We start from the raw sequence: 14309 nt of genomic DNA, 5'->3' as shown, positions 1-14309 counted from the left end.
CTCTGCGGGCGCCTCTTCCCACAGCCCCCGCCTCCGCATAGACTCCAAAACTAGCAGCGCTAATTTACGCAGCGAGACCCACAATCCACGCAGCGAGACCCGCAAAACGATCCGGAGCCGTATCGTGCGCACCGTCCACTTCGCCGCCGCCCGCCGCACCCCCATCGGCAAGCTCCGCGGCGCCCTCTCCTCCGTCCGACCCGACGACCTCGCCGCAGGCGTCGTACGAGGACTGCTCGCCGACATACCGCAGCTGGACCCCGCCCGGATCGACGACATCTACTGGGGCGCCGCCAACCAGTCGGGCGAGGACAACCGCAACGTCGCCCGCATGGCCGCCCTCCTCGCCGGCCTCCCGGAGTCCGTGCCCGGCGCGACCGTCAACCGGCTCTGCGCCTCCGGGCTCGAAGCCGTCACCACCGCCGCGCGCACCGTCGCCGCCGGTGAGGCCGACATCGTCCTCGCGGGCGGCTCCGAGTCGATGAGCCGCGCCCCCTTCGTGCTGCGACGCCCGGACGAGGCGCTGCCGCACCGCATGGAGACCGCCGACACCCGCCTCGGCTGGCGCCTGACCAACCCGAGGATGAAGGAGCTGCACGGCGTCCTCGCGATGGGCGAGACCGCCGAGGAGGTCGCCGAGCGCCACAACGTGTCGCGCGAGCGCCAGGACGCCTTCGCGCTCCGCAGCCACCAGCGCGCCGCGGCCGCCCGCAAGAACGGCCACTTCGACGACGAGCTGCTCCCCGTCACCCGGCCGGACGGCATCGTCGTCGACACGGACGAATGCGTGCGCGAGGACACCTCGTACGAGAAGCTCGGCGCCCTGAAGCCCGTCTTCCGCAAGGGCGGCACCGTCACCGCGGGCAACGCGTCGCCGATGAACGACGGCGCCGCTGGACTGCTGCTCGTCAGCGAGGAGGCCCTCAACGACCTGGGCCTGGAGTCCCTCGGGCGGTACGCCGCCGGGGCATCGGCGGGCGTGCACCCCGACGTCATGGGCATCGGGCCCGTCCCCGCCACCCGCAAGGCGCTCGACCGCGTCGGCTGGAGCGTCGGCGACCTCCAGGAGGCGGAGTTCAACGAGGCGTTCGCCGCCCAGGCCCTCGCCTGCGTCGACGCCCTCGGCATCGACCCGGAGCTGGTCAACCCCTACGGCGGCGCCATCGCGCTCGGCCACCCCCTCGGCTGCTCCGGCGCCCGCATCCTCACCACGCTGCTGCACCGGATGCGCCGCACGGGCGCCTCGCGCGGCCTCGCCACCATGTGCGTGGGCGTGGGCCAGGGCAGCGCGCTCCTCGTCGAGCGCGACTGAACCGGGAGGCCGGGGGCGCGCCGCCGCCTTCGGCACGCCCCGCCGAGCAGCAGCCCGAGCAGCAGTCCGAACCACCGCAAGGCCGCACGGAAACGGAGCACCACCCGCCATGGCAACGCTGTCCCTCGCCGCGATCCTCGCCGAACCCGCCCGCCGCCACCCGGACCGCACCGCCCTCGTCGAAGGAGAACTGCGGCTCTCCTTCAAGGAGCTGTGGCGCGAGGCCCGCACCCAGGGCGCGGCCCTCGCGGAACTCGGCGTGCGGCCGGGGGACCGCGTCGCCCTGATGGCACCGAACACCGCCGAGTTCCCGACGGCCTACTACGCGATCCTCGCCGCCGGGGGAGTGGTCGTCCCCGTCCATCTGCTGCTCTCCGCGGAGGAGGTCGAGCACGTCCTGCGCGACAGCGGTGCGGGCCTCCTCCTCTGCCACCCCGCGCAGGCGCCGACCGGCGCGGCGGCCGCCGCGGCCACCGGCGTACGCATGCTGGAGCTGGGTGCGAAGGGCGAGCTGGAGGAGCTGGCCCGCGACGCCGAGCCGCTGACCACGTACGTCACCCGCGACGCCGACGACCCGGCCGTCATCTTCTACACCAGCGGCACCACCGGCGTCCCCAAGGGCGCGGTGCTCAGCCACTTCAACCTCGTGATGAACGCGACCGTCAACGCCTTCGACGCCAACGACGTCCGGCCCGACGACGTCGCGCTGGGCGCGCTGCCCCTCTTCCACGCCTTCGGCCAGACCGTCTCCATGAACTCCACCTGGCGGGCCGGCGCGACCCTCGTCCTGCTGCCCCGCTTCGACGCCGCGCGCGCCATCGAGCTGATGGTGGCGGAAGGGGCGAACACCTTCCACGGGGTGCCCACCATGTTCGTGGGTCTGGTCGCGGCCGCCGCTACCGCCGCTGAACTGCCGAAGCTACGGCTGTGCGTCTCCGGCGGCGCCTCGCTGCCCGTCGCCGTCCTCGAACGCTTCGAGGAGGCCTTCGGCACGCCCGTCTACGAGGGGTACGGGCTCTCCGAGACCTCCCCGGCCGCCTCCGTCAACCAGCCCGACTTCGGCACGAAGGCGGGCAGCATCGGCCACCCGCTGTGGGGCGTCGACGTGGAGATCGCCCGCGCCGACGTCGACGACCGCGTGGAGCTGCTGCCCACCGGCCGGCTCGGCGAGGTCGTGGTCCGCGGCCACAACGTCTTCTCCGGCTATCTGGGCCGCCCCGAGGCCACCGCGGAGGCGCTGGTCGACGGCTGGTTCCGCACCGGCGACCTGGGCACCAAGGACGCCGAGGGCTTCCTGACCATCGTCGACCGCAAGAAGGACGTCATCATCCGCGGCGGCTTCAACGTCTATCCGCGCGAGGTCGAAGAGGTCCTCATGCGCCACCCCGACGTCGCGCAGGCAGCCGTGATCGGCCTGGCCCACCCCGTCCACGGCGAGGAGATCTGCGCCGTCGTCGTCGCGGCGCCCGGCGCGGCCGGGGACGCGGACGCGATCATCGCGTGGTCGAAGGAACACCTGGGCCGCCACAAGTACCCCCGCCGCCTGGAGTTCACCGACGCGCTCCCGCTCGGCCCCAGCATGAAGGTCCTCAAGCGGGAACTGCGCACCCAGTACTCCGTGGAGAAGCACTCGTCCGTGTAGAAGCACTCGGCGTCCACGCCTCGCAGGTGCGGTTCAGCGCCGTGCGACCGGGGCGCCCGCCGTCTCGGGGGTGAGGCCCTGCTCCAGATCCTCCGCGAGCAGCCGCTTGGCGATCGTGTCCACCGCCGCGGTCAGCTCCTCGTCCGGCGGCCGTCCCAGGTCCTTCTCGATCTCCTCGGCCAGCCAGGACGACCACGCCCCGGCGATGACCTCCGCCTCCCGCGCTCCGGCGGGCGTGTGCGAGAAGTACGTACCGGTGCGGGTCAGATACCCCTCCTCGACCATGCGGTCGAAGACCGGCACGAGCACCTCGGCCGGGATCCTGCGCCGCGCCGCGATCAGCCCGAGACTGGCGTACCCCACCATCCGGGTGAAGAGCGAGACCTGCATGACCGCCCAGGCGCCCGCGATGTCCAGACGGGTGTCGGAGCCCTGGATGATGCCGCGCGCGGTGTTCATGCCGACATTGCGGACGATCCCGGCGACGCTCCGCTCCAGGACGTGCCCCGAGTCCCCGGTGCTCGGCTGCGCGAAGCCCTCGCCCATGTCGGGCGCGCCCATGCGCGCGCTGTCGCGCAGCTCCACCTGCTTGAGGAAGAGCGCCACCAGGAAGCCGAGGAGCGCCACGGGGACGGTCCACAGGAAGACGGTGTGCAGCGTGTCCGCGTACGCCTCGACGACCGGCGCCGCCGCGGGGCCCGGCAGGTCGTGCAGCCCCTGCGGGTTCTGCGCGGCCTTCGCGATCGTCGCGGGATCAGCGGCGCCCGTACCGGCCGCCGCCGCGACCCCGTCCTTGAGGTTCGGCGCGAGGGTGTTGGCGTAGATGGTGCCGAACACCGCCGTGCCGAACGAGCTGCCCAGCGTACGGAAGAAGGTCACGCCCGAGGTGGCGGTGCCCAGATCCGTGTACGGGACGGTGTTCTGCACGGCGATCGTCAGGACCTGCATGCACAGGCCGATGCCGGCGCCGAGCACGAACATGTACACCGACTCCAGCCACGCGCTCGTGGCGCTCCCCATGAGCGAGAGCAGATAGAGCCCGAGCGCCATCACCAGGGCGCCGACGATCGGGAAGATCCGGTACGTCCCCGTCTTGCTGACCACGTTGCCGCTGAAGATGGACGCGATGAGCAGCCCGACCACCATGGGCAGCGTCCGCACGCCCGAAACCGTGGCCGAGTCCCCGTCGACGTACTGGAGATACGTCGGCAGGAACGTCATCGCGCCGAGCATCGCGAAGCCCACGACGAAGCTGAGGATCGAGCAGACCGTGAACACGGGGTTGGCGAAGAGCCGCATCGGCAGCATCGGCTCGGCGGCGCGCGTCTCGACGACGCAGAACAGCGCGAGCGCGATCAGCCCGCCGGCGAACAGCCCGATGATGGCGGGCGACCCCCACGCGTACTCGTTGCCGCCCCAACTCGTCGCCAGGATCAGCGCGCTCGCCCCGATCGCGACGAGCGCGATGCCCATGTAGTCGATGACCGGCCGCGCCGCCGACTTCACGAGGGGGATCGTGCGGGCCGCCGCGATGACGACGACGATCGCGATGGGCACGTTCACATAGAACGCCCAGCGCCAGGTCAGATGGTCCGTGAAGAGCCCGCCGAGCAGCGGTCCGATCACGGTGGACACCCCGAAGACGGCGCCGATCGCGCCCTGGTACTTGCCGCGTTCGCGCAGCGGGATGACATCGGCGATCAGCGCCATGGAGGTGACCATCAGGCCGCCCGCGCCGATGCCCTGCATCGCCCGCCAGGCGATGAGCAGCGTCATGTTCGTCGACAGACCGCAGAGGAACGACCCGGTGATGAAGATGACCGCCGAGACCTGGAAGACGACCTTCCGCCCGAACAGGTCACCGAACTTGCCGACGAGCACCGTGGCGACGGTCTCCGCCAGGAGATACGACGTCACCACCCACGACATGTGCTCCGCCCCGCCCAGCTCGGACACGATCGTCGGCAGCGCCGTGCCGACGATGGTCTGGTCGAGTGCGGCGAGCAGCATCCCCAGCATGATCGTCACGAAGACGACGTTGCGGCGGCGCCGGTCGAGGACGGGCGGCGCCTGTGCCGCGGCGGCGGCCGGCTGATCGGTCATGGTCACACGGCCACCCTCACACCGGGCCGGGGCCCGTGCATGCGGGGCGAGGCCGGTCCGGTGACGGCGGACCGGCCTCGCCCCGGCTACCCGGCCCCGCCCCCGCGCAACCGCGGCGCGTGCGCAGCCGCGTCCACCGCGGCCTCTTCCCGCTCCAGCAGCGCCGCCAACGCCTCGGCCCATCGGACCAGTTCCGGGACGTCGATTCCGTACGCCTCGTCCGGCCCGTACTGCTCGTCCCGCTCGTCCGGTGCGCCCCTCCTTTCCGCTGCCGCGTGCCAGGCATTGACGGCCCCGGCGCCCCGGAGCAGCAGTCGCGCCCCGCCCTTGGTGTTGCCGCGGGCCGCGTGGGTCAGGCCGACGGCCAGTTGGGCGAGGCCCTTCCACAGGTCCCGCTCCGCTTCCGGGCCGGACTTCCACGCGTCCTCGAACACCTCGTGCGCGTGGAAGGGCCGCCCCGCGTCCAGCAGGGCCTGTGCCTCGGTGACGGACTCCTCGGGCGCGCGCACCACCCCCTCGGGCTGCCGGGCCACGCCGTCCGCGCCGTACGGCAACGGCCGCCCCAGCCCATCGCGCGGCCGCTGGTTGCGGGCCCGGCCCTCCGCGTCGCGATCGCGGTCGGGGCCACTGTCGTACGGTCGAGGTGCAGTGCTCATACGCCGATTGTCGCGCGTACCTGACGGCGGTCACCGGGGAACGGAGCACCCTCGTACGTGGGGTAGAGTTCTACCTGTGATCACGCGGGGCACCGCACCGAACACACCGGGACGTGGCGCAGCTTGGTAGCGCACTTGACTGGGGGTCAAGGGGTCGCAGGTTCAAATCCTGTCGTCCCGACTCGTGAGAGTCGCAGATCAAGGGCCGTTTCAGAGCAATCTGAAACGGCCCCTTGATCGTTCTCGGCGTCATGTGTCCCGGACGTGGAAGGTCACCGTGCGCGCCGCCGGGGCATGCGGGTGGTTGAACGCCCGGATCAGGACCGTGTGCCGTCCCGGCCGAAGCCGCGCCGTCGCCGTCAGCCTCCCGTCGGCCGGGGCGAAGCGGTGCGGGACCCGTCTTCCGTCCACCTCGACGGTGATCCCTTCCGTACGGCACACCGGACACCGCGTCCCTGACGCGCGCCGTGATCCGCACGTCCGGGCCACCGGCCCCGGCGCCCGCGGCGGGCACCACCCGGTCGATCACCGGGGCGAGAGCGGGCTGCTTGCCGGGGCGGCCCCCCGGTCGGCCGCGGCGGCGCTGGATACGGGCGACGGACGGCGGCACGGGCTCGGCGCCGAGCAGGGCGTCGAAGACGAGCGGCAGGTCAGACGCCCGGACGGACCTGCTCACCGGCCGTGACGGTGAACTCCACGCCACCCGGCCCCGGGCGGGAACCCGCACCCTCACCCGCCGAGGCGTCACCGACCAGCCGCCGCATGAACGCCCTGCTCGCCAAGCTGTCCCTGCGGGACCGCGCACAGGCGATCATCTTCGCGTACGAGGTGGGGCTCGCGAGCCCCGGGGATCCGCGGTGAGGCGTACGCCCGGAGCCGACCGGCCGGGTCCCGTCGGCCGGTCGAATCGGGCGCGACCTAGTCCCTGCGGTACTGCGCAGCCGACCCCTTGGTCCCCTCGTCCTCGTACGAGCCGGCCTTGCCGCGGTCCACGTGGAACTTCGTCAGCGTGGTCACGGGCGAGTCCGGGTCGCGGCGGTCGCCGATGACGCGCATGTGGGCGGTGAAGCGCCGGGGCGTCACCTCGTACACGTCATAGCCGTACCGGTTGCCCTCGAAGTACTTCAGGTGCGGGTTGGCCTTGCCCATGAGGGGGCCGTTGGCGGTGTTCCACTCGGGCGAGTAGGCGCCGGAGGTCACCGAATGAGCGGTGAACTCCGTGCCCACCAGGGGCGAGTCGGGCTGGTCGAAGTCGGTGCGGACGTCGTCGACGAACGCCGAGTGCCAGTCGCCGGTGATGACGACCAGGTCCTCCAGGCCGCTCTTGTGCACGTGCCCGAGGACCTCCTTGCGTTCGGCGAGGAAGCCGTCCCACTGGTCGGTGAACATGTACGAGCCGCCCGGCCTGCCCCGCAGCTGGCTCAGCATGATCGAGTTGGCCCACACGTGCCAGGAGTCCGGTGCGCGGTCGACGGTGCGCTTGAGCCAGGCCTTCTGCTCGGCACCGAGGATCGTGCCGTCGGGCAGGTTCTGTGCGGAGCGGTACGAGCGCAGGTCCAGGACGCTCAGTTCGAGCAGGTCGCCCCAGCGGCGTACGCGGTGGATCTCGGGGTCGGGCAGGGCCATGCCGCCGAAGGAGTCGCGGTGCGGCATGTGCTCGAACCACGCCTGGTAGGCGGCCGCGCGGCGGCGCATGAACGGGGCTCCGCCCCCGGTGCCGCTGTAGTCGTTGACGACCTCGTGGTCGTCCCAGGTCAGGAACCACGGATGGGCGGCGTGTGCCTCGCGCAGCGACTTGTCGCCCTTGTACAGGGCGTGCCGCTTGCGGTAGTCGGCGAGCGTGAGGATCTCCGGCCCGTCGTGGTCGCGTACGTGTTTCTCCGGTACGCCGCCGACCCGGCCGTGCTCGTAGATGTAGTCGCCGAGGTGCACGACGAAGTCCACGTTCTCGCGGGCGATGCCGCGGTGCGCGGCGTAGAAACCGTCGTGGAACGCCTGGCAGTTGGCGGCGGCGAAGGTGACCTTGGAGACCCGGCCGCGCGGCGCGGTCTTCGTACGGCCGACGCGGCTGGTCCCGCCGAGCGCCTTGAACGCGTACCAGTAGTGACGGCCGGGCGCGAGACCGCTCACCGGCACGTGCACGCTGTGGCCGAGCGTCGCGGACGCCGGCGCGGTGCCGCGGGCGACGACGTGCCGCAGCCGGGAGTCCTTGGCGACCACCCAGTCGACCTCCACGACCTCGGGAAGTCTCTGCTCGGCCGCGAGGGGTTCGGGCGCGAGTCTGGTCCACAGGAGCACCGAGTGCGGCTGCGGATCGCCGGAGGCCACACCGAGCGTGAACGGCGCCCGGTCGTACTCGGCGCCCAGGCGCTCGGCCGCCTCACGGGCCTGTGCCGGGGTGAGTCCTCCCGCCAGCGGCCAGGCGAGGTTCAGCGCGCCGGCAGCCGCGGCGGCCTTCAGCAGATCACGGCGGTTGACGGTCATCGGTGGCCTCCGACGGCGCTGAGAGTGAGGGAGAGGGCGTCCGCGTAACCGTCGTTGGAGGTGCCGCCGCCGCTGCGGGTGAAGACGAGGAGCAGCCGCGCCGAGCGGGCGGTGGGCGGCACCGCGGCCTCGGCGGTCCGCTCCACAAGGCCCGTGCGGCCCTCCCGGTCCCCGGCGCCGACGGGGCCGAGCACGCTCAGGGCGACCGGGGTGCCCTCGGCGTCACGGAACTCCACGGAGAGCCGGGCGCCGTCCTCCTGCCCGGCGTAGCCCCCGAGCCACGCGGACACGGTGTAGCGCACCCGGCCCGCGTCGACGGCCCGGCGCCCGGTCCGGCCGGTCCTGGGCAGGGAGATGTCCTGGACCAGGGCGGTACGCGCGCTGTTGCCGCCCGAGAAGAAGCGGCTGCCGCGCCGGGCCGGACCGGGGTCCGACGCGGTCGGATAGCCACCGCCGAGGCTGTAGGCGATGAGCGCCGGGGCTCCCTGGGCGACCTGCCAGCCGCGGACCTCCGCGACGGGGTCGGCGGTACCGCCCGCCCCGCTCTCCGCGTCGCCGTTGACGACCAGATTCACGCACGCCTCCTGTGATCGTTGGGTTGAGCGCGGTCAGCCCACCAGCCGCGTGTGAACCAGGAGAAGCGTTACGGCGAATTCTGTTACGTCCGCATCCGCGCCGACGGGCCGCGCCTCGCCCCCGGTTGCCGTTGTCCCGTACGAATCCTGTGATCCCGAACAAATCCCGTCGCCCTGACAACCTCACCGGTCCCGCGCGCCTCCTTAAGGTCAACGGCCCTCGCCGACCGACCACCTGACCAGAGGGCCGGGAACAGAGGAGGGGAACTGTGCGTACGCACAGATGGAGAAGCGTCGCTCTTGCGACCGGCATGGCCGGGGTGCTCGCGGCCACCGGAGCCACGGCCATGGCCGAAGCCGACGCCCCGGACGCACCGTCCCAAGTGCCCGATATGCGCGCCGACGTGAACCGGGACGGCACCGTCGACGTGGCGGGTACGAGCGACTCGGCGGGCGAGAACACCTGGACGGCGCGGCGCGGCGCGATCGTGCTTCCGAACGTCGACGACGACGCGAAGCGCTGCCCGGTCAAGGACGCCCATGGCAGGCCCCTGTCGGACGCGAAGCTGGCCCGGTGCAACGACGGGTCCGACACCAAGGTCAACGGTGCGCGTGACGCGGCCGACCTGGCCCGTCTGAAGACCGTGCCGCTGACCGGGGCCCCGGCGGGCAGCCACGGCACCGTCAAGGCGATCGGCGCCGGCGCCAAGAAGGCCCACCTGTTCATCAAGCGCGACGGCCGCTGGTCCCTGCTGCGGCCCGCCGACCGGCTGTCCGCCGCGGAACTGCGCGCCGGAGTCGAGCTGGGCGTCGAGGCCACGGACGTGGTGCGCGACGCGCAGAAGTGGAACGGAGAGGTGAAGGTCCGCTTCACGGTCACCGGCGGCGGCACGTCCCGCTCCGACGACGTCGTGCTGCGCACCGCGCCCGTCCTGACCCACCACCACCTGCAGCGTGCCGAGGAAGTCCTCGTCACCAAGATGAAGGGCGCCGGTGCCTACGGCCGTGACCAGCGCAAGTTCGTCAAGGAACTCGCCAAGCAGGTGAAGGACGCCGGCATCGACAAGCCGTTGACGACCTTCACCAAGTACGACGACCCGTGGGCGCAGGACTTCGTCGAGCCGGCCTACGCGAGCATGCCGGGCCCGGGCGGCAAGCAGCGCACGATGCGGGTCATGATCCGGTCCGCGCAGCCCGACCGGGACGCGGGCCGTGAGCTGTTCGAGAAGCTGCGCGGCCCGGACGTGGGCGTGGTGCAGGTCGGCAAGCCGACGGTGAACGAGGAGTGGACGCTCAACTCCATGGGCAACCTGGAGACCATTCCGCCGTACACGCTGAACGGCAAGAGCTACCCGGCAGGCCGCATCATCCAGGGCTACCGGGCCGACTCCGGCTCCAAGCCCGCCAAGTCGATGCGTACGTTCCTGTCCTCGCAGGGAGTGCAGGCGCCGCTGCTGCTCGACACGTCGTGGCTGGCGGTCGGGCACGTGGACGAGTTCGTCCAGTTCCTGCCCGCCGGCACCGAGCGCGGCTGGCGCATCGGCGTCGCCGACCCGGCCGCCGGGGTGGAGCTCCTCCGCAAGGCCAAGCGGGACGGGCACGGCGGGACGAAGATGTTCTCCGTCCCGCGCGGCAGCGACGTCCCCGCGCCCAAGGAGACCATCGACCAGGTGCTCGCCAAGGCCTCGTTCCGCGCCGACAACAAGGTTGCGGCCCAGCGCATCAAGGCCAACCTGGACATCCTCAAGCGCGAGACCGGCGTCACCGACGCGGAGATAGTGAGGGTGCCCGGCCTGTACACGCGGGACTCCGACGCGAGCGGAGACCTCAGCGGCAGCCGCAAGCTGCGCCGCATGGGCCCCGAGGCCCTGGAGAAGTTCAGTCAGCTGCGCGGCGCCGACGAGACGCGCCGCGGCCGGGACTCCGAGGGTGGTGCCGCGAGCAGCGCCGCCGCCGTCCGGCCGAACAGCGCCTACGTCCCCGGCGCGGTCAACGGCGTCCTGCTGAGCCCGACCCGCTATCTGGCCCCCAAGCAGTGGGGGCCGGTCATCGGCGGCCGGGACATATTCACCGAGGCGGTGAACTCCGTGTACGCCAAGGCGGGGTTCACCACCACCTACATCGACGACTGGTACACGTACCACCTCGGCATGGGTGAGGTGCACTGCGGCACCAACACGCTGCGGGACACCCGCGCGCCGTGGTGGCCCACGGCGTAACACCCTCCGGCGGGGCCGGCACGCCACCACGGGTGCCGGCCCCGCCCACACGCACCCCCGGCCCCGTCGCACGAGCGGCTCCCAGCTCCTGCGCGCGTGGCCTCAGACCCGCAGGTCAGGAGGGGCAGGCCCATCGCGCCTCGCGGGCGGGCGTGTCGTAGCGTGTCGGCATGTCCACGCCGCCTCAGTCCGGGGAATTCCGCCCCGTCCTGCCCTCATACGGGCAGCCGCCGCAACCGCCCTACGCCCCATACCCCGCGGGCCCCGGGCCCGCCCCGTGGGGCGCCGCTCCGCCCGTGCCTCCGCCGCCGCCTCGGCGCAGAACCGGCAAGGTCCTGGGCATCACCGCTGGCGCCCTAGGGGTGCTCGTGGTCATAGCGGGAGCCGTCGTGTTCGTGAACGGCGGTGGCGGGTTCCCCGAGGCGGAGTACCGCTTGACCGTGCAGCCCGAACTGGTCGACGGCGCGTACAAGTTGACGCAGGACCTCTCCGAGACCACTGGCCGGGCGATCGTCGAGGAGAACCGCAGCAGGGCCAACGTCCGTGACCCGAAGGCGGTGGTCGCCCAGTACGCGGGCCAGGGCGAGCAGGAAGGCGCTGTCATGGTCGTCTCCGGCATGTCCGGGCGGTTCAGGGACCCCGCCGCGGCACGGGAGGACGTGATGGCCGGCGCCACCGAGGGGCAGGGCGCCGTGGTCGCGGTGCCCGCGCGGGACATCACACCCTCGGGATCGGACATCGCGGTGAGTTGCCAGGTGCTCACCCAGGAAGGGGGTGCGGGTGGTGTTCGGAGCAACGTGCCGATGTGCGCCTGGGGCGATGACAACACGGCGGTGGGCGTGGGCCTGATCACGGACGCGAACGCCACCCAGGATCCCGAGTCGGTCGACCTCGACGAACTCGCGCGGACGACCCTGCAGGTACGCGAGGAGATGCGCGAGCCCATCGGATGACCCGGCGACGCGATTCGACTGAACCGCGTGGAGCGTCGGCCGCTTTTCGGCGGAGCGAGGCAGGGCGGGGAGTCATCGGCTGAAGCCGCGGACCCCCGCCTCGGCTCGCGAGACGGGGGCTCTGTTGCTTGTGGGGGCGCGCCCCCACAGCCAGGACCGGAAACGTCAGGACTGGAAGCGGTCCTGTGCGTCATCGGCGGCGTCCTGGGCCTGCTGCCGGCCCCGCTGGGCTCGGTCCCGCGCCTGCTGCCCGCGCTCCGACGCCTCGTCCCGCGCACCGGAACGCGCCTTCTCCGCCTGCTCCTTGAGCTGGTCGGCCTTGTCCTGGAACTGGTCCTTGATGCCCACGATGGGCTCCCTTCTCCACGGTCGGACCCCCTCCACAGGTTCAGGCGCACCGCCGCGGCTCGCACGTCGAACGGCTACGCAGCGTCACTCCGCCGCCCGGTGGAGGGCCGCGCCGGCCCCACGGTGAGCGGAACCGCGAAGGTGACGGCGACGGCGACGGCGACGAGCGTGGCCGTCACGCGGACCGCCCGGAGTGGGCGCCGTCAAGGAGTCGCGTGATGGCCTCTCACTGGAGTGGGGCCCATAGCCAGGCCCAGCTCCCCGAGTACGCGGGTCAGGTCGGCCGGAGCGGCCGCGAGGCGGACCGGCCGGCCCGCGTCGTCGAGTTCGGCGATGTGCCAGCCGCGCGGGACGGTGTCACCGTCGCCGCCCCGTGCGCGCCGCACGTCCGTGAGCGTGAGCCGCTCCACCGGTATCCGCTTGGCCGCGAACAGGCCGGGGCCGGGATGCGGGGTCACCATCGCCCCGTCGCCCGCGAGAGCGATATGGGTGCCGAAGCCGTAGGGGTTGTAGTCGGTGTGCTCAAGAAACCGGGCGGGCAGAAACGCCGCGGCTCCCGCCGTGGCGGCCTGCGCCGCCGCCCCTGACGTGGCCGCCTGTGCCGCCGTGGCTCCTGCCGTACCCGCCCGCGACGCTGCGGCCCCCGCCGTGGCCGCCCGCGACCCCGCTCCCGCCGTGGCCGCCCGTGCGGGACCTGCCGTCGCTTCGGGCGTACGCACACGGATGGTCCGCCAGGCCCGGACGGCGAGTCCCAGTGTGAGCAGGGAGCCGACAGCTGCCCACGTGGTCGCCGTGGTCGAGGAGAGTGGAGACGTGGGGAAGAGGTAGCAGAGCGGCAGCAGCCACAGCGCCGTACCCGCGAGCGCGCCCGCGAACGGCAGAGCCGACGGCAGCACCTCGTCGTCGGGCAGCCGGCGCCCACGTGACCGTCGCAGCGCGAGCGCGCCGGGCCAGCCCGCGGTGAGCGCGGACGCGGCGGCGAGGACCGCCTGGGCCCGGGCGGTGGGGACATGCGCGCGCCATACGTGGTCTTCCCCGGCGACCTCCACCACCTCGCCGCGCCAGACCGTCAGCCGGACCTCGTCACCCGGCCGGAACTCCTGCGCCGCCCCCCACGAGACCCCCACGCCCTCCAGCGGCCGGCTCCGGGCGAAGTGCAACCGGCTCTGCTGCTTGGAACCCTTGGCGTCGACCCGCGCGACCACGGCCGGCAGCCTGCTCAGGCACTCCCTTCCACGCTCGGCGCCGCTCTGTCGCCGCTCCGGGGCGGGCACCCCTGTCGCGCACGGTGCGGCCGACTTCCAGGCCCGCTCGCGCGCCGCCGTACCCGGTAGGAACCATGCGGCCACGCCCGCGCACGCGAGCAGCAACGCGCACAGGACCAGCGGCCCGAGCGGGCCCCTGTATCCGGCGGTGCGGTTCGAGACGACGGGGAGGTGGCCCGATCGAGGAGCGCCGTGCCGGAGCAGGAGCGCGCGCAACGCCTCCAACCGCCGGTGGAAGTCCTCGTCGTGGGACGAGCTGCCGTACGGCAGGGGCAGCAGCAGCTTGCGTCCGTCGCGCAGCGCCACGCCGACACGGAGGACCGTGCCCTTGGGGTGGTTGCTCCGGCGCACGCGCAGATCGGCGACGGCGCTCCACGGCACACTCCGGCGACGCAGCAGCGTCCGGTAGTGCAGACCGTACGCGTCGCCGCGCACCGCCGCGGTGACCCAGTGGAGCGACGCGAGGCCCACCACCGCGAGCAGCAACCCCACGACCAGCCATACGTCCAGCCACATGTCCAGGAACCGGCCCGGACGCACCAGGCGCACTACGGCCGCGCCCGCCCCGGCTGTCCCGAGCCCGACGAAGAACCACAGGGCGCGGGGCGGTCGGCAGGTCACTTCCCCGTTGATGTCCATGTGCGGGATCGTGCCATCGGCCGGACCGCACCCGCCTCTGCGGTGTACGGCAGTCTGCGTGCCCCGCATGCTGCCGACTTCGTACGGCGGGGCGGCGGGGCGGCGGGACGGCG

The 14309-nt window shown here is 72.6% G+C and carries 12 protein-coding genes, 1 tRNA gene and 1 pseudogene; 7 read left to right on the top strand and 7 right to left on the bottom strand.

Annotation, left to right across the window (positions count from 1 at the left end; genetic code table 11):
* The first annotated feature begins 124 nt into the window (after positions 1-124).
* Positions 125-1312 carry a thiolase family protein gene (locus ACWDZ7_RS03300; RefSeq protein WP_451794371.1) on the top strand — a complete coding sequence of 396 codons (1188 nt, stop codon included), beginning with the start codon at positions 125-127 and terminating at the stop codon, positions 1310-1312.
* 109 nt (positions 1313-1421) lie between these two features.
* Positions 1422-2954, top strand: coding sequence for a long-chain-fatty-acid--CoA ligase (locus ACWDZ7_RS03295; protein WP_451794369.1), 1533 nt, complete (start codon positions 1422-1424; stop codon positions 2952-2954).
* A 33-nt stretch (positions 2955-2987) separates the two neighbouring features.
* Here the strand turns inward: ACWDZ7_RS03295 and ACWDZ7_RS03290 are convergent, their stop codons facing one another.
* Both ACWDZ7_RS03290 and ACWDZ7_RS03285 read right to left on the bottom strand, forming a co-directional pair.
* On the bottom strand, positions 2988-5057 hold the full coding sequence (locus ACWDZ7_RS03290) for an MDR family MFS transporter (protein WP_451794367.1): 2070 nt from the start codon (positions 5055-5057) through the stop codon (positions 2988-2990).
* Positions 5058-5143: 86 nt separating this feature from the next.
* On the bottom strand, positions 5144-5713 hold the full coding sequence (locus ACWDZ7_RS03285; RefSeq protein ID WP_451794366.1) for a DUF309 domain-containing protein: 570 nt from the start codon (positions 5711-5713) through the stop codon (positions 5144-5146).
* A 107-nt stretch (positions 5714-5820) separates the two neighbouring features.
* Between ACWDZ7_RS03285 and ACWDZ7_RS03280 the strand changes: the two genes are divergently transcribed.
* Positions 5821-5894, top strand: a tRNA-Pro gene (locus ACWDZ7_RS03280).
* 68 nt (positions 5895-5962) lie between these two features.
* On the opposite strand, the gene ACWDZ7_RS03275 is transcribed toward ACWDZ7_RS03280, so the two are convergent.
* Positions 5963-6124: a hypothetical protein gene (locus ACWDZ7_RS03275; protein WP_451794364.1), complete on the bottom strand. Its 162-nt coding sequence runs from the start codon at positions 6122-6124 to the stop codon at positions 5963-5965.
* A gap of 7 nt (positions 6125-6131) precedes the next feature.
* Here ACWDZ7_RS03275 and ACWDZ7_RS03270 point away from each other — a divergent pair, with 7 nt between their 5' ends.
* Together ACWDZ7_RS03270 and ACWDZ7_RS03265 are read left to right on the top strand one after the other, a co-directional pair.
* Positions 6132-6398, top strand: coding sequence for a hypothetical protein (locus ACWDZ7_RS03270; protein ID WP_451794363.1), 267 nt, complete (start codon positions 6132-6134; stop codon positions 6396-6398).
* An 86-nt stretch (positions 6399-6484) separates the two neighbouring features.
* Positions 6485-6574 (top strand): annotated as a pseudogene (locus ACWDZ7_RS03265) (DNA-binding response regulator); the annotation flags it as partial.
* Between the two features lie 57 nt (positions 6575-6631).
* Here the strand turns inward: ACWDZ7_RS03265 and ACWDZ7_RS03260 are convergent.
* The gene (locus ACWDZ7_RS03260; protein ID WP_451794361.1) at positions 6632-8197 is read right to left on the bottom strand and encodes an alkaline phosphatase D family protein; all 1566 of its coding nucleotides are present in this window, start codon (positions 8195-8197) and stop codon (positions 6632-6634) included.
* Complete coding sequence (locus ACWDZ7_RS03255; RefSeq protein WP_451794360.1) at positions 8194-8772, bottom strand: phosphoesterase; 579 nt, start codon at positions 8770-8772, stop codon at positions 8194-8196. Before ACWDZ7_RS03255 ends, ACWDZ7_RS03260 begins: the two co-directional genes overlap by 4 nt.
* A gap of 311 nt (positions 8773-9083) precedes the next feature.
* Here ACWDZ7_RS03255 and ACWDZ7_RS03250 point away from each other — a divergent pair, with 311 nt between their 5' ends.
* Together ACWDZ7_RS03250 and ACWDZ7_RS03245 are read left to right on the top strand one after the other, a co-directional pair.
* Entirely contained in the window at positions 9084-10991 is a 1908-nt protein-coding gene (locus ACWDZ7_RS03250; RefSeq protein WP_451794756.1) for a protein-arginine deiminase domain-containing protein, read from the top strand.
* A gap of 170 nt (positions 10992-11161) precedes the next feature.
* Positions 11162-11944, top strand: coding sequence for a hypothetical protein (locus ACWDZ7_RS03245; RefSeq protein ID WP_451794359.1), 783 nt, complete (start codon positions 11162-11164; stop codon positions 11942-11944).
* Between the two features lie 165 nt (positions 11945-12109).
* On the opposite strand, the gene ACWDZ7_RS03240 is transcribed toward ACWDZ7_RS03245, so the two are convergent.
* The gene (locus ACWDZ7_RS03240) at positions 12110-12292 is read right to left on the bottom strand and encodes a hypothetical protein (protein ID WP_451794358.1); all 183 of its coding nucleotides are present in this window, start codon (positions 12290-12292) and stop codon (positions 12110-12112) included.
* Positions 12293-12495: 203 nt separating this feature from the next.
* Positions 12496-14196 carry a PH domain-containing protein gene (locus ACWDZ7_RS03235; protein WP_451794356.1) on the bottom strand — a complete coding sequence of 567 codons (1701 nt, stop codon included), beginning with the start codon at positions 14194-14196 and terminating at the stop codon, positions 12496-12498.
* Positions 14197-14309: the final 113 nt, after the last annotated feature.

It is taken from the genome of Streptomyces sp. NPDC003032, assembly GCF_053591415.1.
Note: the sequence above shows the minus strand (reverse complement) of the source record. Positions and strands in the feature narration are given on the sequence as shown.